At 72.8% G+C, this 19,783-nt stretch carries 18 protein-coding genes; 6 read left to right on the plus strand and 12 right to left on the minus strand.

Annotated elements, in window-relative coordinates:
• Positions 1 to 162 precede the first annotated feature (162 nt).
• The 4 genes from ABGB06_RS14165 (at position 163) to ABGB06_RS14180 (ending at position 3,707) form a co-directional block, all read left to right on the plus strand.
• A complete protein-coding gene (locus ABGB06_RS14165) occupies positions 163 to 510 on the plus strand; it encodes a hypothetical protein (protein WP_347588962.1) in 348 nt (115 codons plus the stop codon).
• On the plus strand, positions 510 to 1,817 hold the full coding sequence (locus tag ABGB06_RS14170) for an FtsK/SpoIIIE domain-containing protein (RefSeq protein ID WP_347588964.1): 1,308 nt from the start codon (positions 510 to 512) through the stop codon (positions 1,815 to 1,817). The genes ABGB06_RS14165 and ABGB06_RS14170 overlap by 1 nt, the downstream gene beginning before the upstream one ends.
• A complete protein-coding gene (locus ABGB06_RS14175; RefSeq protein WP_347588966.1) occupies positions 1,814 to 2,029 on the plus strand; it encodes a hypothetical protein in 216 nt (71 codons plus the stop codon). The genes ABGB06_RS14170 and ABGB06_RS14175 overlap by 4 nt, the downstream gene beginning before the upstream one ends.
• A gap of 343 nt (positions 2,030 to 2,372) precedes the next feature.
• Positions 2,373 to 3,707 carry a replication initiator gene (locus ABGB06_RS14180; RefSeq protein ID WP_347589198.1) on the plus strand — a complete coding sequence of 445 codons (1,335 nt, stop codon included), beginning with the start codon at positions 2,373 to 2,375 and terminating at the stop codon, positions 3,705 to 3,707.
• 129 nt (positions 3,708 to 3,836) lie between these two features.
• Here ABGB06_RS14180 and ABGB06_RS14185 read toward each other — a convergent pair whose 3' ends face one another.
• Positions 3,837 to 5,396, minus strand: a complete 1,560-nt coding sequence (locus ABGB06_RS14185; RefSeq protein ID WP_347588968.1) for a recombinase family protein — start codon at positions 5,394 to 5,396, stop codon at positions 3,837 to 3,839.
• 77 nt (positions 5,397 to 5,473) lie between these two features.
• Between ABGB06_RS14185 and ABGB06_RS14190 the strand changes: the two genes are divergently transcribed.
• On the plus strand, positions 5,474 to 5,602 hold the full coding sequence (locus tag ABGB06_RS14190) for a hypothetical protein (protein WP_347589204.1): 129 nt from the start codon (positions 5,474 to 5,476) through the stop codon (positions 5,600 to 5,602).
• A 76-nt stretch (positions 5,603 to 5,678) separates the two neighbouring features.
• Here ABGB06_RS14190 and ABGB06_RS14195 read toward each other — a convergent pair whose 3' ends face one another.
• The 6 genes from ABGB06_RS14195 to ABGB06_RS14220 all read right to left on the minus strand — a co-directional run bounded on the left by ABGB06_RS14195 (position 5,679) and on the right by ABGB06_RS14220 (position 9,988).
• On the minus strand, positions 5,679 to 6,224 hold the full coding sequence (locus tag ABGB06_RS14195; RefSeq protein WP_347588970.1) for a flavoprotein: 546 nt from the start codon (positions 6,222 to 6,224) through the stop codon (positions 5,679 to 5,681).
• Between the two features lie 122 nt (positions 6,225 to 6,346).
• Positions 6,347 to 6,949, minus strand: a complete 603-nt coding sequence (locus tag ABGB06_RS14200; RefSeq protein WP_347588972.1) for a TIGR03086 family metal-binding protein — start codon at positions 6,947 to 6,949, stop codon at positions 6,347 to 6,349.
• Positions 6,950 to 7,006: 57 nt separating this feature from the next.
• Positions 7,007 to 7,906 carry a Bro-N domain-containing protein gene (locus ABGB06_RS14205; protein ID WP_347588974.1) on the minus strand — a complete coding sequence of 300 codons (900 nt, stop codon included), beginning with the start codon at positions 7,904 to 7,906 and terminating at the stop codon, positions 7,007 to 7,009.
• Between the two features lie 173 nt (positions 7,907 to 8,079).
• Entirely contained in the window at positions 8,080 to 8,448 is a 369-nt protein-coding gene (locus ABGB06_RS14210) for a hypothetical protein (RefSeq protein ID WP_347588976.1), read from the minus strand.
• A 92-nt stretch (positions 8,449 to 8,540) separates the two neighbouring features.
• On the minus strand, positions 8,541 to 9,173 hold the full coding sequence (locus ABGB06_RS14215; protein WP_347588978.1) for a LysE family translocator: 633 nt from the start codon (positions 9,171 to 9,173) through the stop codon (positions 8,541 to 8,543).
• Between the two features lie 14 nt (positions 9,174 to 9,187).
• Entirely contained in the window at positions 9,188 to 9,988 is an 801-nt protein-coding gene (locus tag ABGB06_RS14220; RefSeq protein WP_347588980.1) for a metallophosphoesterase, read from the minus strand.
• A gap of 113 nt (positions 9,989 to 10,101) precedes the next feature.
• On the opposite strand from ABGB06_RS14220, the gene ABGB06_RS14225 reads away from it, so the two are divergent.
• Positions 10,102 to 10,707 (plus strand): CGNR zinc finger domain-containing protein, encoded by a 606-nt coding sequence (locus ABGB06_RS14225; RefSeq protein WP_347588982.1) that lies wholly within the window; start codon positions 10,102 to 10,104, stop codon positions 10,705 to 10,707.
• A gap of 35 nt (positions 10,708 to 10,742) precedes the next feature.
• Here the strand turns inward: ABGB06_RS14225 and ABGB06_RS14230 are convergent, their stop codons facing one another.
• Genes ABGB06_RS14230 through ABGB06_RS14250 form a run of 5 tightly spaced genes read right to left on the minus strand, consistent with a single transcriptional unit; the run spans position 10,743 to position 19,695 of the window.
• The gene (locus ABGB06_RS14230; protein ID WP_347588984.1) at positions 10,743 to 11,504 is read right to left on the minus strand and encodes an SDR family oxidoreductase; all 762 of its coding nucleotides are present in this window, start codon (positions 11,502 to 11,504) and stop codon (positions 10,743 to 10,745) included.
• On the minus strand, positions 11,501 to 13,303 hold the full coding sequence (locus tag ABGB06_RS14235) for a GAF domain-containing protein (protein ID WP_347588986.1): 1,803 nt from the start codon (positions 13,301 to 13,303) through the stop codon (positions 11,501 to 11,503). Before ABGB06_RS14235 ends, ABGB06_RS14230 begins: the two co-directional genes overlap by 4 nt.
• 41 nt (positions 13,304 to 13,344) lie before the next feature.
• Positions 13,345 to 17,121, minus strand: a complete 3,777-nt coding sequence (cydD, locus tag ABGB06_RS14240) for a thiol reductant ABC exporter subunit CydD (protein WP_347588988.1) — start codon at positions 17,119 to 17,121, stop codon at positions 13,345 to 13,347.
• A 1-nt stretch (position 17,122) separates the two neighbouring features.
• The gene (cydB, locus tag ABGB06_RS14245) at positions 17,123 to 18,130 is read right to left on the minus strand and encodes a cytochrome d ubiquinol oxidase subunit II (protein WP_347588990.1); all 1,008 of its coding nucleotides are present in this window, start codon (positions 18,128 to 18,130) and stop codon (positions 17,123 to 17,125) included.
• 26 nt (positions 18,131 to 18,156) lie between these two features.
• On the minus strand, positions 18,157 to 19,695 hold the full coding sequence (locus tag ABGB06_RS14250; RefSeq protein ID WP_347588992.1) for a cytochrome ubiquinol oxidase subunit I: 1,539 nt from the start codon (positions 19,693 to 19,695) through the stop codon (positions 18,157 to 18,159).
• Positions 19,696 to 19,783: the final 88 nt, after the last annotated feature.

The raw sequence follows: 19,783 nt of genomic DNA on the forward strand, positions 1-19,783 counted from the left end.
GCCCTCTCCTCGCGGGTGGTGTGTCGTGCATCTCTCTCACGTCACTCGTCAGCATAAGTGGTTGCCTCTGGGCGTCAAGGTTCTGCATACTCGCAGCTCGTAAGGACGAGTGACGTCAGGCTAGGAGTCTGGTGTCGTGAGCGGCCAAGGAGGCCAACCCACATGCAGTCCATTCCCGTGGACATCTCCCGGCTCGGCGTGCTGCGGTGCGCCGTCGCGCCGGAAGTGAAGATCAGCAACTTCGAGACGCAGGAGGTGAAGAAGGACCGGGACGGCAACACCGTCTACACCGTGGCAGTGATGGTCCGGCAGGAAGGCCGGCGGGTCTCGGTGATCGAAATCGCCGTCCCTGGTGAGCCCAAGGGCGTCGTGGAGGGGGCCGAAGTCAAGGTCACCGGCCTGGAGGCGTTCGCCTGGGCCATGGGCGAACGGCACGGCATCAGCTTCCGCGCAGCGGCCATCACCCCCGTGCATCCGCCCGCAGCGGCGGTCAAGGGCGGGGGTAGTTGATGGACGCCGTCGTGTATGCCTTCGCCCTGGCGGCGCTGGCCTGGGTGCTGGTGGCCGGCCGGGAGATCACCGAGCGGCACCCGGTGTGGCGTTGGTACCTCACCGGCTACCCCAGCATGGCGATACGGGTCGTGACCACGTGGCGGAAGGTGTGTCAGGTCAACGATCTGACTGTCTCCTATCAGCCTGCGCGCCGGGTGCTGGGTGACCTGGTGGTGCGGGGTGAGGCACTGCGCGGCGTCGCTCCGCGGTTGGGTCTTCCGCGGCCGGTGCCGGGTGGTGTCCGGGTGAGGGTTCGTCTGCGGCCGGGGCAGACTCCGGCGCCGTTCCTCCAGGCGGCTGACGCGTTAGCGCACGCCTGGCGGGCGCATGCGGTGCGGGTGGACTCGCCTGAACGCGGGGTTGTGACCCTCACCGCGTCGGCATCCGATCCGTTGGCCGCGCCGCACGAGGCCAGCGGGCAGCCTGCCGTGCTGCTCTCGGTGGTGCTGGGGCTGTTGGAGACGGGCGGGGTATGGCGGGTGGACTTCCGCCGAGTGCCGCACTGGCTGATCGTCGGCGCCACCCGGTCGGGGAAGTCCACGCTGCTGGCCCGACTGGTCGCCCAACTCGCTCCGCAACGTGTTGCCCTGGTCGGCATCGACTGCAAGGGCGGCATGGAACTGGCACTGTTCGCGGACCGCCTCACGGTGCTGGCCACCACCCGGCGTCAGGCCGTGGAGGTCCTGGGTGAGCTGGTCAACGAGATCCAGCGGCGCATGTACCTGTGCCGTGCGGCTGGGGCCCGCTCCATCTGGGACCTGGAGGACGAAGCGCGACCGGTGCCGGTCGTGGTCCTGGTCGACGAGCTGGCGGAGCTGTACCTCACGAACGGTTCGCGGGAGGAGCGGGCTGAGGCGGAGCAGTGCTCGACGTACCTGCTGCGCCTGGCCCAGCTCGGCGCCGCGCTCGGGGTCTACCTCGTGATCGCGGGTCAACGGGTCGGCTCCGATCTCGGGCCGGGTGTGACCGCGTTGCGGGCCCAGCTCGGCGGCCGGGTCTGCCACCGGGTCAACGACCCGGGCACAGCGGAGATGGCCCTGGGCGACCTTCACAAGGACGCCGTAGCCGTAGCTCAGTCCATCCGCACCGATGAACAGGGCGTCGCTGTGACGGTCGCCGACTCCGGCGGGTGGGTTCGGGGCCGCACCTACCTGACCACTCCCGACGATGCTCGGAAGGCGACCCTCGAACACGCCGACCGGACGCCTCGGCTGCCGCTGCTGGCCCTCGCCAAGGAACGCGGGGATCGGGGTGAGGAGCGGTGAACAACGACTCTCCCGGTCTCTCGATGAACACGGCCATGCCCCTGGTGGTCGTGCTGGGCATCGTCGTCGTCCTGCTCGTCCGATCGCGTCAGGTGCGGGTGTGGGAGGCGTCGGTAGTCGGCCTGTTCGGCTTCTACGTCGCGCTCACCCCGATCGGCTGGACCGTGATCGCCGTCGTCGAGTGGCTGCTTGGCGGCTTCCTCCACACCTGACCCCCTCACGGAAGGAGAAGCCACCGTGCCCATGCCCCGCGTGCGCTGCCCCGCCTGCAAGGGAGAGGGCTCCCGCACCACATGGACCGGCCGGCGTCGCCGCTGCCGCATCTGCCGAGGCGCCGGCAACATCCGCTGACCACCATCCCCACCCACCACACCGAGGAGTGATCGCTATGCACCACATCCACCCCACGCCATTCGCCCCGGCCGCTTCGGCGGCCCACCCCGGAAGGGACCCGCCATCACCCCCGAGCACGTCAACACGGCCGACAGGCGCGCCGTCCACCAACCGGCGGCGCGCCTGCCCCGGCTCCCCGACGCGGACCAGGACGTCATCCGCCTGGCCAACGATCCACTCTTCCCGCGCTGGCTCGACCAGGTCATCGCCACCGGCGGCTGCGCGCACCCTGTCCACCTGACCGGCCAGACCACTACTTCCGACGTGGCCACCGGCGAACTGCTCCACCACTACGACACCAGCCGCGAACCCGGCGAACGCCTCCTCATCCGCTGCCGCAACCGCCGTGCCACCGTCTGCCCGGCCTGCTCCCGCCTCCACGCCGGAGACACCTACCATCTCGTGCGCTCCGGCCTCCTCGGCGGCAAGAACGTCCCCGAGGCCGTACGCGCGCATCCGCGGCTGTTCGTCACCCTCACCGCGCCGAGCTTCGGACCCGTCCATCGGGTCACCGAACAGGGCCGTTGCCGAACGCGCCGCGGCGGACCCTCGTGTGAACACGGCCGCCCGCTGAGCTGCCCTGTGGAGCACTCCCCGCATGACTCGCTTGTCGGCCAACCCTTGTGTCCCGACTGCTACGACTACGTCGGCCACGTCCTGTGGCACGCGCACGCTGGACGGCTGTGGAAGGCGTTCACCGACAACCTCTATCACCGCCTCGCCACCCACACCGGCCGGACTCGTGCGGCTCTGCGGCGGGCCCTGCGGGTCTCCTACGCCAAAGTCGCCGAGTACCAGCGGCGTGCGGCCGTCCACGTGCACGCCGTCATCCGCCTCGACGGCGCCGGCGGCCCTGGTGATCCGCCTCCCGACGGGATCGGGACTGACGTCCTGGGCGACTGCGTACGCTCTGCTGCGGCGGCCGTTCACCTCCGGGCACCCCACGCGCCGGCCCTGGGAGAGCACCTGCTGCGGTGGGGCGCACAGATCGACGTCCGCCCGCTGCGCGCGTCCAGCGCTCCCGAGGCGCTCAACGACGAGGCCGTGGCCGCGTACGTCGCGAAGTACATCACCAAGGGAGCGGCCGACACCGGCGCCGGCCTCGACCACCGGATCACGGCCAGCCGAGACATCGCCCTGGCCCATGTCTCGCCCCACGTCCGCGCCCTCATGGCGACCTGTTGGCGCCTCGGCGCCCTACGCGAACTGGCGCCACACAGGCTGCGCTCCTGGGCTCACACCCTCGGTTACAGGGGCCACATCCTCACCAAGTCACGCGCCTACTCCACCACCTACACCACGCTCCGCCAGGAACGCGCCCAACATTGCCAACCTGTCGATCAGTCGACCGAACTAGGCACCATCACAGAGTCGACTTGGCGCTACATCGGCTCCGGCCACACCCCCGGCGCCGCCCTCATCGCCGCAGGCATCGCCGAAGACCTGGCGCGGAACCGCGAGATAGCTCGCGATGCGGTGGGCGGTGATGTCGGCTGAGCGGTGAGGGAACGCGGGAGTTTTCGGAGGAGGAGAAGGCGCGGGCCTGGATTCGTAGGCACGTGCACGACTCGCCGACGCTCTCAGACGAGCAGTTGCGGCGCATCGGGGAGATCCTGGGCCTGGCCCTTACTCGGAGGACGTCTTCCACACGGGAGTGAGTAGCTCGACGTCGAACGGCTTCCTGCCCTTGCCTCCGGGTCGAGCGATCACGGCATGCAGGACGCTCCTGATCAGTTCCCGTTTCTGGGACAGCGTGCGCGTCCGGTACGTCTCAGCGATGTTGGCGTCCACCGCCTCCGCTGCCGCCTTCTTCGCAAGGTAGTCGGCCTGCTCCTCCCGGAGTTTCTTCACCCTGCCTTCGATCGTCGGGAGGTTCCGGAAGAACGTCTCATCGTCGATGTTGCCCTCATGCCAGCGACGTTCGAGTTCCTTGCGGCTCTGCACGGCGCGGGCCAGGTCCTCCTCACCACCCCACTCCGGCACCTCTTGCGCCCTGCTGGCGGCCTGGGCCTCCAGCTTCGCGATGACCAGCTCCTCGATGTACTTGTCCGTCTTGTCTCCGCGCTTGTACGTCTTGTTGCAACCGCCGTCCACGCTCTTCTTGCACAGGTATCCGTGCTGGTAGGTCAGCCACTGGTTGGCCTTGACGCCGATCATCTTGTTGTTGCAGACGGTGCCGTCGTCGTGCACGTAGCCGCAGCGGAGTAGGCCGGTCAGCAGGTACTTGTGCACGACTCCACCGCGAGGCATTCCGGTGCCGTTGCCGCGTCCTCTGATCGTCGAGACGACCGCGAACCACTCCTTGGGAGTGATGATCGGCTGCCACTGTCCGACGACTGGTTGGTCATCGCCGTCTCGGACGAGTTCACCCTTGATCTCCCGATAGCCACACAGCCGGGCGTTCATCAGGATCTGCTTGACGGCCATGTACTGGAAGGCGTTGCCCTTGCTCGTGACAAGACCTGTGTCCTTCCACTGCTGGGTGATCTCCGAGACGGACGCCCCCGCGATCACGTCACGGACGCCCTTGCGGATGGCGTCGGCCTCCCTCGGTCGGAGCGTGACCTTGTCGTCCTCCCAGCCGAACGGGCGCCAGGCGGCGACGGACTGGCCACGGATGGCGCGGTTGCGGTGGCTGTTGCGGGCCCGACGCTGCTTCTTCCGCGTCTCCGCCAGGGACATGGCCACGCCCACCAGTCCCTTGATCTCGAACCCTTCGGCGTAGAGGTCCTGGAGGCCGTTGGAGTCGTGGTAGACGCGGCCCTCATGGGCGGTGAAGGCGCGTAGGTAGCGTTCCCAGTCACCGGGCCGGCGGTACAGCCGGTCGTCGTTGATCGCCATCACGCCGTGGATCGGGTAGCCCTCGGGCGTCTGTCCGGCCGCGAGATCCGTGATCAACTGCTCGAAGTCCTCCCGGATCACCTCCTCCTTGCTGGCGCTCTTGTCGTTGTCCGTGTAGCGGTAGACGACCAACCATCCGAACCTCCGGGCGTGCTCCGCCATCTCCCGGTGCTGGTCCTCGATGCCGTGGGCGTCCTTCGCTCGGCCGTCGAACGAGATGCGGGCGTAGCAGACGACGCACTTGAGCTCCGGGTTCTCCGCCAGCATCGCCCGTACGTCGTCGATCGGCGGCAGCCCTTCCGGCGTGCCGCGCAGCTTGCTGATGATCTCCGCACGCGTTGCCATCTGCTCTCCCCTGGCCTGATGTTCGCGCTGACCAGGCCAGTCTAGGCAATGTGTGTGGACCGATAATGTTCTTTTCGATGAAGATCTCCCAGGAGATCCGCCGGGACCACGGCGCCACGATGACCGAGATCGAGGCCGGCCTGGCCCAGAAGTCCCAGGAGTTCGCCGACCACGGCAACCGCCTCTACCTCCCCCTCGCCGACTGACTGGCGGAACCGGCCCGCGATGGGACGCCTCCCCAGGCCCTCAAGGGGCCCATCGCGGGCCGGGGACGGCCAGGACCTAGGCCGGGGTGGGCTTCGGGAGGGCGGCCAGGGCCAGGTGCCAGGGGTATGGGGGTGGGGGGCCCTGGCCGGGTTCGTGGGGGGCGGGGCCCGTGTCGCCGTGCAGGACGCGGATGCCCATGTCGCGGAGGGTCTCGATGCTGGACAGGAAGCGTGTGTGCCGCGCGTAGGCCTCGTTGACGCAGGGCATGGTCACGACCGGGACGCCCTTTCCGCGGGCCTCGACGGCGTAGCCGACGACGAACTTGCTCGCGATGCCCAGAGCCCACTCGTTGATGGTGTTGAACGTCGCCGGGGCGACCAGCACCACGTCCGCGTGCGGCCACACGTCCGGCTCGCTGGGGAATCTGAAGCGGCTGCGGACCGGCTTGCCGGTCAACTTCTCGAGCTCCGGCAGCTGGTCGCTCACCCAGCGCTCGGCGGCTGGGGTGAGTCCGAGGCAGACGTCCCAGCCCGCCGCCTTGGCCTCGTCGATGACGGGGCCGAGGGTGAGCGCGGGTCGGGCGGCGCAGGCCAGCAGGTAGAGCACACGGTTCGTGGTCATGTCCTGCAGTTCACCGCGTGCGGTTCGACGGCCGCAACGGCGGGCGGGGCGGAGGGCCTTACGGAGCGTGTCCCCACCGGGCGCCGTCGCGTGGCCGTCGGGTGGCCGTCCTGGGCCGTTCGTCAGGCCGGCGGGGACCAGGACGGCGATCGTCCGCCGAGCGCGACGGCACGGTCCAGCGGCGGGGCGTCGTCCGGCACCACGACGACCGGGCCGAAGCCCGTGCCCACCCGCTCCGCGTCGCTGGCCGACTGGGACAGCAGGGCGATCGACGCGCGGGCGCTGGCCTCGTCGCAGTGGTAGGGCTGGCCGGTGGCGCGGGCCAGGTCCCAGCCGTGCAGCAGCACCTCGTTGAGCGCGACCTGTCCGGCGACGACGGACGGGAGCGCCACCCCGCCGGCCTGCGTCTCCCCCTCCCACGCGGCCGGATCCCGCCAGGCGACCACCAACTCGTCGAGCCGCCGCCGCAGCTCGCCGCGCCAGTCGTGGGGAATCGGCGGCGGAGGCGTGGCACCCGGGTCCGTCTGGGTCGTCGGCCCGAGATCCTTGCGGGCGGCGTCCCGGAAGGCGACGGTCAGGCCGAGCAGGTGCCGGAGCAGGCCGGCCACGGTGTAGTTCTCGCAGGGCGTGGCCAGCGCGAACTGGTCGTCCGCCACGCCGTCGAGCAGCCCCGACAGCTCGCGAGCCACCGGTTCCAGGTCGAGCATGTGCTGTTGCGTCGTCATGGGGAGGTAGACCGGGCCGCCGCCCGAAACTCATCGCCGGGGCGGACGGCAACGGCCCTACGGGTGGTGCACCTGGTAGATCGGCGCGCCGTCCGGGGTGTTGCCCGTCTGCCGGATGGCCTGGCGCCTGAGGAGGAAGCGCAGCGCGTCGTGCACCCGCGCCTCGCTCAGCCCGGTGCGCGCGGCGAGGGCGGCGACGCTGATCCTGGCCTCGCCGTCCTCGGCCAGGGGCGGTGCGAGGAGCACGGCGACGGCCCACACGTCGTCGGTGATCGTCAGCCGTTCCCGCCAGGCGGCGAGCAACTGGTCGGCGGTGAGGGCGGCCTCCGCCGGCGGCGCCGGCCGCGGCGGCAGCCCGTCGGCGATGCGCTCCAACACGTCCGCGACCCGGTCCAGCGAGCGGGTCTGGTCCCGCACCAGGTTCTGCATCGCCACCACCGACCGCTGCTGGGCCTCCGCGATGGTGCGCAGCACGCTCACCTGGTCCCAGCGCAGCCGGTTCGCGTCCCTGGTGAGCGCGGCGAGCTCCTCGTCGCTGCGCACGGAGCGCTCCTCCAGCCGCACGATGGCGTCGGCGACCTGCTCGGGCATGGCGTAGGCGGTCGGGGTCTGGGGATCGGCGGGTTGGATCTCGGCCTGGCGAAGGGTGTACACACCGTCGCGTTGGACGCTGACGATCACCTCGGTGACCCAGTTCTCGAACGCTTCGGACTCCGGCTTGGTGCTGCCGTTGACGAGGCGGACGAGGCCCTTCACGGTCACCATGAGATTCGATTTCTTGAGGCTGTGACCTGCGAATCTGCTCAAAGCGTCACGAGGACTGACGCTTTGGAGAACAAGTGAGAGCCGCCGAGTCTGCTCCGCGGGGACGTGTCGGGCGACGGCGGCGCGCGTGTTCGCGTAGCCGAGTTCGGTGGCCACGTCCACCGCCGGGAACCAGTGGTCTCCGTCCGGCATGGTGAGGCGACGGACGCGGGCCGCCCGTCGCCGCGTAGACGAAGTCGTTGATGTCGATGGCGTCGCGCCGCGCGGTCGCGTCCGGCGCGTGCTGCTGGTCGTTCATGGGACGGACGGTAAGCAGACGATCATGCCGAACGCGATCGAACGGAGACGGGTCCACCCGTATGTGGCTACTGCACCTCGATGCGGGTGTTGAAGCCGATGCCGGAGCCGGGAACGTGGCCGTGGCACTGGACGGTCGAGCTGGTCTCGGTCGTCGCGCTGGCCTGGGTCCAGGGGCCGTAGTAGGTGCCGACGAACTGCGGGTTGGAGGGGTTGGGGTAGCCGTCGTAGCAGTCGACGACGGCGCGGAAGGTGAAGTCGCCGGCGCCCGCCGGGCAGGTCACGCCGCCCCCGCCGACCGAGCCGTAGGGCGGCTCGGGGTAGACCACGCAGTCGTTCACGTCCGCGCCCGCGGGTTGCGCTCCCGCCAGGCAGGTGCCGAACGCGGCCGCCGCCGCCATCGTCGCACCGACCGCAGTCCGGGCGTACCGTCTCATCTTCACGACCTCCACACGTCGTTGACCGAGCTGACCCGCGACAGCCTGATGTCGAACACCTTCGAACACAAGACCCCACGGGCGAACCGGAGTTACCAGCTGGTAGCCGCGCGGAGGCCGAGCAGCACGAGGACCGCGGCGGTGACACGACCCAGCAGTGCGGTGAAGCGGGGCGAGCGCAGTGCCCGGGCGGCGTGGCCGAGGAGCACGGTCCAGGCGAGCAGCCAGCAGGTGAGGAGGCCGACCTGGGCGGTGGCGAGCAGGTAGATCTGGGGGACGAGCGGTCGGTCCGGGTCCAGGAACTGCGGCACCAGGGTCAGGAAGATCGCCGCGGCCTTCGGGTTGAGGACGTTGCCGAGCAGCGCCTGGACGTAGCCCGTCGACTCGGTGGGGCGGGGTCGGCGGGATCCGGGCCGGCCGCGGGTGGGCGCGCGGGTCGCGTGCGTGCGCCATGTCCAGAGGCCGAGCGCGACGAGGTACGCGGCGCCGGCCAGGCGGAGCGCGGTGAACGCCTGTCCCGAGCGCATCACCAGCGCGGACAGGCCGACCGCGGCGAGCGTGGCGTGCACGTACAGGCCGCTGGCGGTTCCCAGGATCACCGGGAGCGCCTGCCGGCGGCCGTCGCGGCCCACCCTCTGCACCAGCAGGGTCAGGCTGGCGCCCGGGGTGGCGATCAGCGGGAACACGGCCGCCAGGAAGCCGGCGACGGCGTGGTCGGGTGGCATCGCGGGACGCCGGGTCAGGGCACGACGCGGAAGTGGGTGGTCAGCCTCCACCCGCCGTCTGTCGCGCCGGCGCCGGCGCTGGTGCTGGTGTCCGCATCCCGGTCGAGGACGTGGAAGGCGATGCCGGGTGGCTGGTCGCGGTCGTCGGGCCGGTCGCCCTCCCAGGGCAGCCGCAGCGTCCAGGTCACCGCGGGGCCGACCACCAGCGGGCGGCCGGCGAAGGTGGAGGCGGCGGCGGTGTGGGCGTGGCCGGTGAGCACGGCGGCGACGTTGGGGTACGCCGCGAGCACCGCGGCGAGGTCCTCGGGGTGCCGCAGCCGGATGCCGTCGGCCAGCGGATGGTGCAGCGCCACGGGCGGCTGGTGGAAGGCGATCAGCACGGGGGTGGCGCGCGGCAGGTCGGCCAGCGTCCGGGTCAGCCAGTCGAGGGTCTCGGGGGCCAGCAGACCCTCGTCGCGGCCGGGGATGGTCGCGTCGCACATCAGCACGGCCGCGTCGCCGACCCGGTGCGCGCGGTTGATGGGGGCCTTGGCGTCGTCGGCGTGCTCGCCGGTGTCGCCGAGCAGGGTCTCGCGGTAGGCGGTCCTGTCGTCGTGGTTGCCGGGGCAGGCCAGCACGGGGAACGGCGCGGCCAGCAGGTCCGCGGCCTCCGCGTACTCGGCGGGGGCGCCGTGGTCGGCGATGTCGCCGGTCACGAGCAGGGCGTCGATCGGGCGGGGGAGCCCTCGCAGGTGGTCCATGACCCGGCGGGCGCGTTCGGTGGCGCGGCGGGTGCCGTCGAGGTGGAGGTCGCTGATCTGGGCCAGGAGCACCATCGTCCGGTCTCCCCTTCGTTCTCGTGAGACTCGTGGATCTAATGAATGAAGCACAGTTTTCCGTTAGGAAGCACGATAGGCTGGACCGGGCTCGGAACGGAAGGGGGTAGGCGGTGGACCGCTACCTGGCGCTGGAACTGGCGAGCACCATCCGGCACGACGGGGACGGCGGGGTGGCCGACGACCTCGCCGACGTCGACGGGCTGGCCGGCTGGGTGCGGGCGCAGGCCGCACTGCTGGACGCCGTGGTCGATCCCCGCGGGTTCGTGGCGAACGACGCGGCGCTGGCCGAGGTGCTCGGGGTGCGCCGGGCGGTGCGGGCGCTCTTCGCGCGCGCGGTGCGGCCGGGGCCGCCGAGCCCGGCCGACGCGCACCGGCTCTTGCCCCAGGAGCGGGCGCTGGCCGTGCTCAACGAGGCGGCCGAGCGGGCGGCGTTCGTGCCCCGGCTCGTCTGGGCCCCGGACGACGAGGCGCCGAGCGTCAGTTACCGGTCGGCCGAGCCCGACCCGGCGGTCCGGCTGGCCGCCGCGCTCGCGACGGCCGCGATCGACTTCCTGTCGGGGCCGCACCGCGAGAAGCTGCGCGCCTGCACCGCGCCGCGCTGCGTGCGGTACTACCTGAAGACGCACGGCCGGCAGGAGTGGTGCAAGCCCTCCTGCGGCAACCGGGCCAGGGTGGCCCGCCACTACCAGCGGCACAAGGGCAGCCCGGCGGGCTGAGCCGCCGGCGCGCGGACCAGGGGTCGGCCGGGCCGTCAGCGGCCGCGTTCGGCGCCGCCGTTGACCTGGAGCACCTGCGAGGTGACGTGGCCGGCGGCGTGCGAGGCGAGCCAGTGCAGGGTCTCGGCGATGTCGCCGGGCTCGCCGGCGCGCCCGTTCAGGGTCTGCGCGACGAGCGTCCGGTGCCGCTCCTCGGTCATCCGCCCGCCGAAGAACTCGGTGTCGTCGATGACTCCGGGGGCGACCACGTTGACCGTGATGCCCCGTGGGCCCAGCGCCCGCGCCAGGTCGAAGGCATACGGATGCAGCGCCGCCTTGCTGGCCGCGTAGGCGCCGGAGCCCGAACCGCGGTAGGCGGCGATGGAGGACAGGAAGAGCACCCGGCCGCCGGGCGAGGCGAGCCGGTCGCGCAGCGCCTCGGTGAGCAGCACGGCGGTGAGCACGTTGCTGCGGAGGTTCACCGTCCACTCGTGGGCCACCGCCCCCAGCCGGTCGTCGCCGTCCGGGCCCGGCTCCCGGGTGCCGTTGCCGCCCGCGTTGTTGACCAGCACGTCCACCGTGCCGAAGCGCTCGGCGACCAGTTTCGCGACCCGGGCGGCCTCCTCCGGCTCGGCCAGGTCCGCCGGACAGGCCGTCGCGCCCTCGATGTCGGCCGCGGCGCGCTCCAGCACGTCGGCGCGGCGCCCGACGAGCACCGTCGTGTCGCCGTCGCGCGCGAATCGGCGGGCGGTGGCCAGGCCGATGCCCGTGCCGCCGCCGCTGATCACCACGGTGCGTCCAGTCACCCGTTCCGTCATGCCGGCAACGTACCCGGCGTGAGCGGCACCTGCCAGATCAGCGCGGTGCCGGTGCCCTCGAGGCCGGGGCCGATCTCGACGGATCCTCCGAGCCCTTCGGCGCGGCGGCGGATGTTGCGCAACCCTCCCCCGCCGCCCGGGGTGGGGGAGGTCCCGTCGCGGACCACGGGGTCCATCGCCTCCGGCATGCCGACCCCGTTGTCCGCGACGACCATCCGCACCGAGCCGTCGGTGATCTCGACGGTCACCTCGAGGCGGGTCGGGCGGGCGTGCCGGGCGGCGTTGGACAGGGCCTCGCGCAGGGCCGCGACCAGGTGGTCCGCCACCTCGCCGGGCACCCGGGCGTCCACCGCTCCCCGGAAGCCGACCGAGGGCGTGAAGCCGAGGGTCTGCGCGGCGGCGCCGGTCTCCCGCAGCACGCGGGTGCGCAGCCCGGTGGGCGCCTCGTCGGGCTCGTGCTGGAGCGCGAAGATCGCGGTGCGGATCTCCTGCACGATGGCGTCCAGCTCGCGGGCCGCCGCCTCGATGCGGCCGGCGATGTCGGGGGCCTCGGAACGGGCGCCGCGCTGCGCGCCCTCCAGCATCATGCCGACCGCGAACAGCCGCTGGATCACCAGGTCGTGCAGGTCGCGGGCGATCCGGTCGCGGTCCTCCAGCACGGCCAGCTGCTCGCGGTCCACCCGGGAACGGGTGAGCACCAGGGCGAGCGCGGCCTGCTGGGCGAACTGGGTGGCCAGCGACCGCTCCGGCACCGAGTACGGCGCGCCGCCGGGGCCCCTGGCCAGGGCGAGGACGCCCATGGTCCGGCCGTCGCTGGCCAACGGCAGGGCCATGCGGGGGCCGAACCGCCGCGCCAGCCCGGCGCCGACGAACAGGTCGGCGTCGGGGTCGGCGGGCTCGCCGGCGTCCGCCGGCTCGTCCATGAAGATCGGCTCGCCGGCCAGGACCCGGCGGGCGGCGGGCGTGTCGGCGGGCACGACGGTGCCGAGCAGGCCGGCCGGCTCGTCGGCGCTGACCGCGACGATCTCCAGGTTGCCGCCGCCGGACACCCAGGAGGCGTCCAGGGCATCGGTGCTCGGCTCCCCGGCGCGGTCGGTCGGCTCGAGCACCGCGCCGACGGCGGCGCCGGCCAGCCGCCTGGCCTGTTCGGCGACGACGGCGAGCGCGTGGTCGACGTCCCCGGACAGCAGCGAGGTGGACAGCTCCAGGCTGCCGTCCATCCAACGGGCCTGCTGCCGGACCGCCTCGTAGAGCCGGGCGTTGCCCACGGCGATGCCCGCCTCGGTGGCCAGCACCCGCAGGATCTGCAGGTCGTCGGCGGAGAACCGGCCCTCGGCCTTGTCGGCGAGGTAGAGCGCGCCGTAGGCGGCGCCGTACACCCGGATGGGCACGCCGACCATGGAGTGCATCGTGGGGTGACCGGGCGGGAAGCCCGCGAAGCGTGGGTCGGCGGCGAGCTCGTCCACCAGCATCGCGTCCGTGCTGTCGGTGCTCTCCAGCATGGCGCGGATCAGCCCCGAGCTGCCGGGGAGCCGGCCCACCGCCGTGTGCGCGTGCGGGTCCACCCCGTGCGTGACGAACTCGCCCACGCCGCTGCCGTCCTCGTTGAGCACGGCCAGCGCGGCGTAACGGGCGTCGGCCAGCTCGGCCGCGGTGGTGACGATGCGGTCGAGCATGCTGTGCAGCTCGACGTCGCCGCCGATGGCCTCCATCGCCTGGAGCAGGCGCGGCATCCGGCGGGCCAGCTCGGGGGTGATCCCGTTGGCCGCCTCGCTGGGGTCGGTGTGACGCGCTGCCATGACAGCGAGGGTAGTCAGCAGACATTCGGGGCGAAAGTCGGCTATGCCGGAATCGTGGCCGCGGCGGGTTCGGCGGCGGCCTCGCGCTCCAGCATCCGGCGGAACGGGCCGGGCGCGGCGGCCAACTCCGCGTACGTGCCCCGTTGCACCGGCCTGCCCCGGTCCAGCACCAGCACCTCGTCGACCGCGGCGAGTCCGGCCAGCCGGTGGGTGATCAGCACGGTGGTGCGGCCCTCGGTGGCGGCCAGCAGGTCGGCGGTGAGGGCGTCGGCGGTGGGCAGGTCGAGATGTTCGGCCGGCTCGTCCAGCACCAGCACCGGGAATCCCGCCAGCAGCGCCCTGGCCAGCGCGAGACGCTGGCGCTGGCCGCCGGACAGCCGGGCACCCCGCTCGCCCACCGGGGTGTCCAGGCCCCGCGGCAGCGTGATCACCCAGTCGAGCAGCCGGGCGTCGGCCAGCGCGGCGCGCAGCGCGGCGTCGTCCGCGCCCGGCCTGGCCAGCCTGAGGTTCTCCCCCAGGGTGCTGTCGAAGACGTGCGCGTCCTGGGCGCACAGCCCGACGACGCGGCGCACGTCGTCGCCGGCCAGGTCGGCGGCGGGGACGGCCGCCGGCCCCAGCGTGTAGCTGCCCGCCTCGGCGTCGAGGAAGCGGACCAGGCAGTGGGCGAGGGTGGTCTTACCGGAGCCCGAGGACCCGACCACGGCGACCCGGCGGCCCGGGGTGAGGCGGAGGTCCACGCCGTCCAGCGCGGGCCGGTCGGCCCCCGGGTGGCGGGCGGTCAGGCCGCGCACGACCAGCGGAAACGGATCGGCGGGCGCGGACCGGGGGCGCTCGGGCTCCCGCACGGCGGCCGGGGCGTCGAGTATCTCCCGCAGCCGCTCGGCCGACCGGGTCACCCGGTGCCGGTGCTGGACGGCCAACGGCAACCCCTCGACCGCCTCGAACGCGGCGAGCGGCACCAGCACGACACTGGCCAGCCACACCCCGGCGAGATCGCCGCCGGCGACCGCCCCGGCGCCCAGCCAGGCGGCGCCGGTCACGCTGAGCCCGGCGGCCAGCGCGGCGAGCCCGCCGCCGAGCGCGGTGGCGGCGGCGGACCGGGCGGCCAGCGCGGTGAGCCGGGCGTCGGCCGCGCGCACTGCCGCGCGCCGGGCCGGCAGCGCGCCCGCCACGGTCAGCTCGGCGGTGCCGGTCAGCAGGTCCAGCGTGCGGCTCGCCAGCTCCCCCCGGGCAGGGGCGAGCTGCCGCTCGGTGCGTCGGGCCACGGCCCCGACCAGCGCGGGAACGGCCACCCCGGCGACCAGCAGCCCGCCCGCCAGCGCGGCACCGGCCGCCGGCAGCAGCCAGCCGGTGAACGCCACGGCGGCCATCGAGACCACGGCGGCGACCGCGACCGGCAGCAACCAGCGCAGGAAGTAGTCCTGCAGCGCGTCCACGTCGTCGACCACCCGGGCCAGCAACTCCCCACGCCGAACCGCGCGATGCGCTTGCCGCGCGGCGCCGGTCGAGCCTTCCCCCGGGGTGCCCGATGGTCCCGGGGCCTCCGGTGTGCCCGATGCTCCTCGGGTGGCCGGCGCCCCCGGGGTGCCCGGGGTGCCCGGGGTGCCCGGGGCGGAGAGGAGTGGCCGGCGGGTCACCGTGTCGTGGCGTGCGGCGGGCGAGTCGGCCGTGCGCAGCGGGGCGAGCCGCTCCAGGCTGAGGTAGACGGCGACCCGCAGCTCCGCGAGCACGCGCAGCACCGCGTCGTGGCCGACGAGGCGCTCCGCGTAGCGGAAGACCGCGCGGCCGATGCCGAACGCGCGGGTCGCGGTCACGGCGATCATCAGGTAGAGGATGGGCGGCTGCTGCCAGGCCCGGGAGATCAGCCATCCGGAGGTGGCCATCAGCCCCACGGCCGAGCCCATGGCCAGCGCCCCGAGCACGATGGCCAGCGCGAGCCGTCCGCTCCTCGGCCCGGCGGCGGCCCGCACCCAGCCGAGCGGGTGCCCGGCCCGGTCGGCCCGGTCGGCCCGGTCGGCCCGACCACGGTCGGCACGACCCGGCTCCGTGCGACCCGGCTCCGCGGGACCGGGACCGGGACCGGCGTCGCGGCCGCCGTCCACGCCGGGCGCGGTCCGGGCCACGGCCGCCGCGCTCGCTGGCTCCCGGTCCGCGGCCGCCTGAGACCCGGGTGCCGGTGGGGCTGGTTCCACGTGAAACACCCGGTCGGCCGCGGCCAGGAGCGCCGGGCGATGGGTGACCAGCAGGATCGTGCGGTCGGGATCCGCGGCCAGGCGGGTCAGCGTGGCGAGGGTCTCGGCCTCGGTCGCGCCGTCCAGCGCGGCGGTCGGCTCGTCGAGCAGCAGCAGCGGGCGGTCGGCGAGCAACGCCCGGGCCAGGGCGACGCGCTGACGTTGGCCGGCCGAGAGCCCCGAGCCGCCCTCGCCGACCCGGCGGTCCTGGTCGAGGTCGGCGGCCGCGGCCCGGGCGAGCGCGTCGGCCACCGCCGCGTCGTCCGCGTCCGGCCGGGCCAGCCGGACGTTGTCGGCGATGGTGCCGGCGAACAGGTGGGGGTGCTGCGGAACCCAGGCGATCTGGCGGTGCCAGCTCGTCCGGTCGAGCGTGGCCAGGTCCCGGCCGTCGACCAGGATCCGCCCGGCCGCCGGTTCGGCGAAGCCCAGCAGCGCGGCGAGCAGCGTGGACTTCCCGCTGCCGGACGGGCCGGTGAGGGCGACGGTCTCGCCCGGGGCCACGGCGAGGCTGGTCTCGGCCAGCGACGCGGCCGCCCGTCCCGGGTGCCGGACCACCAGCCGGTCCACGGCGATCGTGGCCGCCCGCACGTCGGGGGCGGGAGCGCCGCCCCCGCCCGCTCCGGCGGGAGGCTCGGTCGCCAGCACCGCGAAGACGTCCTCGGCGGCGGACATGCCCTCCTGCGCGGCGTGGAACCGCGCCCCGACCTGGCGCAGCGGCAGATACGCCTCGGGCGCCAGGATCAGCACCACCAGACCCGTTTCCAGGCCGATGTCGCCGTGCACCAGCCGCATGCCGATGCCGACCGCGACCAGCGCCACCGAGATGGTGGCCAGGAGTTCCAGGGCGAAGGCGGAGAGGAAGGCGATCCGCAGCGTGCGCAGGGTGGCCCGGCGGTAGTCGTCCGTGACCGTGCGGATCTGCCCCGCCTGGGCCTTGGCCCGGCCGAACACCTTGAGGGTGGTCAGCCCGGACACGACGTCGAGGAAGTGGCCCGACAGGCGGGACAGCCGCCGCCACTGGCGATCCGTCTGGGCCTGGGTGGCCCAGCCGATCAGGGCCATGAAGAGCGGGACCAGCGGCAGCGTGACGGCGATGGTGGCCGCCGCGACCCAGTCGTCCGTGAGGATCCGGGCCAGCACCGCCACCGGGACCACCACGGCCAGCCCGAGCTGCGGCAGATAGCGGGCGAAGTAGCCGTCCAGCGCGTCCACGCCGCGGGTGGCCAGCGTCGTGAGCTCGCCGGAGCGCTGCCCGGTCAGCCAGGAGGGGCCGAGCCGGTCGGCGGCGTGGTCGAGGAGCCGCAGCCGCAGCTCGGACCTGACCGCCGCGCTGGCCCGGTGGGCGGCCAGCTCGGTGAGGTAGGCCACGGCGGCCCGGCCGGCCGTGACGGTGCCGAGCAGCAGCAGGGGGGTGCGCAGCTCCGCCACCCCCATCCCCGAGGTGAACGCGCCGACGATGACCTCGGCGAGCAGCACCGCCTGGGCGATGACCAGGCCCGCCCCGGCCAGGCCGAGTGCCACCGAGGCGGCGAGGAAGCCGCGGGTGGCGCGGGCGTACCGCAGCAGGCGCGGATCGACGGGCTTCATGTCAGTGCTTCGTTTCCGCGGCGATGTGCTGGGTGCCGATGCGCTTGCGGAAGACCCAGTACGTCCAGCCCTGGTAGAGCAGCACCACGGGCGTGGCGAGGGCGGCGCACCAGGTCATGATCCGCAGCGTGTAGGGGCTGGACGCGGCGTTCTCCACCGTCAGGTTCCAGTCCTCGTTCAGCGAGGAGGGCATGACGTCGGGGTAGAGGGCCAGGAACAGCAGCGCGACGGTGGCCACGATGGTCAGCCCGGAGAAGAGGAACGCCCAGCCCTCCCGGCCGGCGGCGTTGGCGACCAGCGCGACCAGCAGCGCCAGCACGGCGACGACCAGGGCCGGCCAGGTGCGTCCGTCGCCCCGTTCCGCCTGGGTCCAGAGCAGGAACGCCCCCGCCAGCACGGCGGTGGTCGCGCCCAGCAGGGCGGCCGTCCGGCGGGCCCGGAGCCGGATGTCGCCGACCGTCTTCAGCGCGGTGAACACGGCGCCGTGGAAGGTGAAGAGCGCGCAGGTGACCGCCCCGCCGAGCAGGGCGTAGGGGCTGAGCAGGTCGAACAGGTCGCCCGCGTACTCCCGGTCGGGGCCGATGGGCACGCCGCGCACCACGTTGGCGAAGATCAGGCCCCAGAGGAACGCGGGGAGCAGCGAGCACCAGAAGATGGCGTGCTCCCAGTTCCGCTGCCAGTACTCGGCCGCCCGCTTCGCCCGGTACTCGAACGCCACGCCGCGCACGATCAGGCAGAGCAGGACGGCGAGCAACGGCAGGTAGAAGCCGGAGAAGAGGGTGGCGTACCAGTCGGGGAAGGCCGCGAAGGTGGCGCCGCCGGCGGTGAGCAGCCAGACCTCGTTGCCGTCCCAGACCGGGCCGATGGTGTTGATCAGCACCCGTCGCTCGGCGCGGTCCCTGGCCAGCAGCCGGGTGAGGATACCGACGCCGAAGTCGAAGCCCTCCAGGAAGAAGTAGCCGGTCCACAGCACGGCGATCAGCACGAACCACACGTCGGGGAGTTCCATCGCACGTCCTCCGTTCAGCAGGCAGATCAGTACGAGAACGCCATCGGCCGGTCCTCGGCCGTGGCTTCTCCGTCGCCGGTCACGCGGTCGTTCGGGGTGCCGCCGATGCGGGTCGGCGGGTTGCGGTCGGCGTCGGTCAGCTCGGGCGGTCCGGCCTTCGCGTACCGCGCCAGCAGCCGGACCTCGATCACGGCGAGCACCGCGTACAGCAGGGTGAAGAGCGACAACGAGGTGATGACCTCGGCCTGCGAGACGCTGGGCGACACCCCGGCGGCGGTCGGCAGCACCCCGTAGACCAGCCACGGCTGCCGGCCGGTCTCGGTGAAGATCCAGCCCCAGGCGTTGGCGATCAGCGGGAAGAGCATGGTGAGCAGTGCCAGCCGCCAGTACCAGCCGGTGAGCACGGCGGGCAGTTCGCGGCCGCGGGTCAGCGCCAGCCGGGGCGTCTCGTCCTCCCCGGTGCGCAGCCGGGGCGCCAGCCAGAACCGCCGGCGGGTCAGCCACAGGCCGGCGGCGCCGAGCGCGGCGGAGGCCATGCCGAAGCCGATCATCCAGCGGAAGCTCCAGTAGGCCAGCGGGATGTTGGGCCGGTAGTCGCCGGGCCCGTACCGCTCCTGCATCTGCTCGTTGAGGTCGTTGATGCCGGGGACCTCCTCCGAGAAGTTGTCATGCGCCAGGAACGACAGCAGGCCCGGCACCTCGACGGCGACGACGTTGTGGCCCTCGTCCACGTCGCCGATGGCGAACAGCGAGAACGGGGCCGGGCCCTCGGTCTCCCACAGCGCCTCGGCGGAGGCCATCTTCATCGGCTGCTGCTCGTACATGATCTTGCCGAGGCGGTCGCCGGAGAACGCGGTCAGCGCCCCGGCGACGACCATGGTGACCAGGCCCAGGCGCAGCGAGGTGCGCATCACGGCGACGTGCCGGCCGCGCAGCAGGTGGTAGGCGGAGATGCCGACCAGGAACGCGCCGCCGGTCAGGAAGGCCGCGGTGAGGGTGTGGAAGAACTGGGCCAGCGCGGTGTTCTGGGTGAGCACCGCCAGGAAGTCGGTGAGCTGGGCCCGCCCGGTCTCCTCGTCGATCCGGTAGCCGACCGGGTGCTGCATCCAGGAGTTGGCGGCCAGGATGAAGTACGCCGACAGCACGGTGCCGACCGCCACGGTCCAGATGGTCGCCAGGTGCAGCCGGGGCGGCAGCTTGTCCCAGCCGAAGATCCACAGGCCGATGAAGGTGGATTCGAAGAAGAACGCCAGCAGCGCCTCCATCGCCAGGGGCGCGCCGAACACGTCGCCGACGAAGCGCGAGTAGTCCGACCAGTTCATGCCGAACTGGAACTCCTGCAGGATCCCGGTCACCACGCCCATGGCGATGTTGATCAGGAAGAGCTTGCCCCAGAACTTGGTGGCCCGCAGGTACTTGTCCTTGCGGGTGCGCACCCAGGCGGTCTGCAGGCCGGCGGTCAGCGAGGCCAGCGAGATGGTCAGCGGGACGAAGAGGAAGTGGTAGACGGTGGTGATGCCGAACTGCCACCGTGCCAGGGTCTCCGGTGCGAGTGCGAGGTCCACTGGCCCCTCCTCAGCTTGTGAAAGTGTTCACATTCACAAGCCATTATGGACCCGCCAGGCGGCGGATGCGCGCCGGAGTCGCGTGAGA

Source organism: Streptomyces sp. B6B3, assembly GCF_039871525.1.
In the GTDB taxonomy this organism is placed as follows: Bacteria; Actinomycetota; Actinomycetes; order Streptomycetales; family Streptomycetaceae; genus Streptomyces.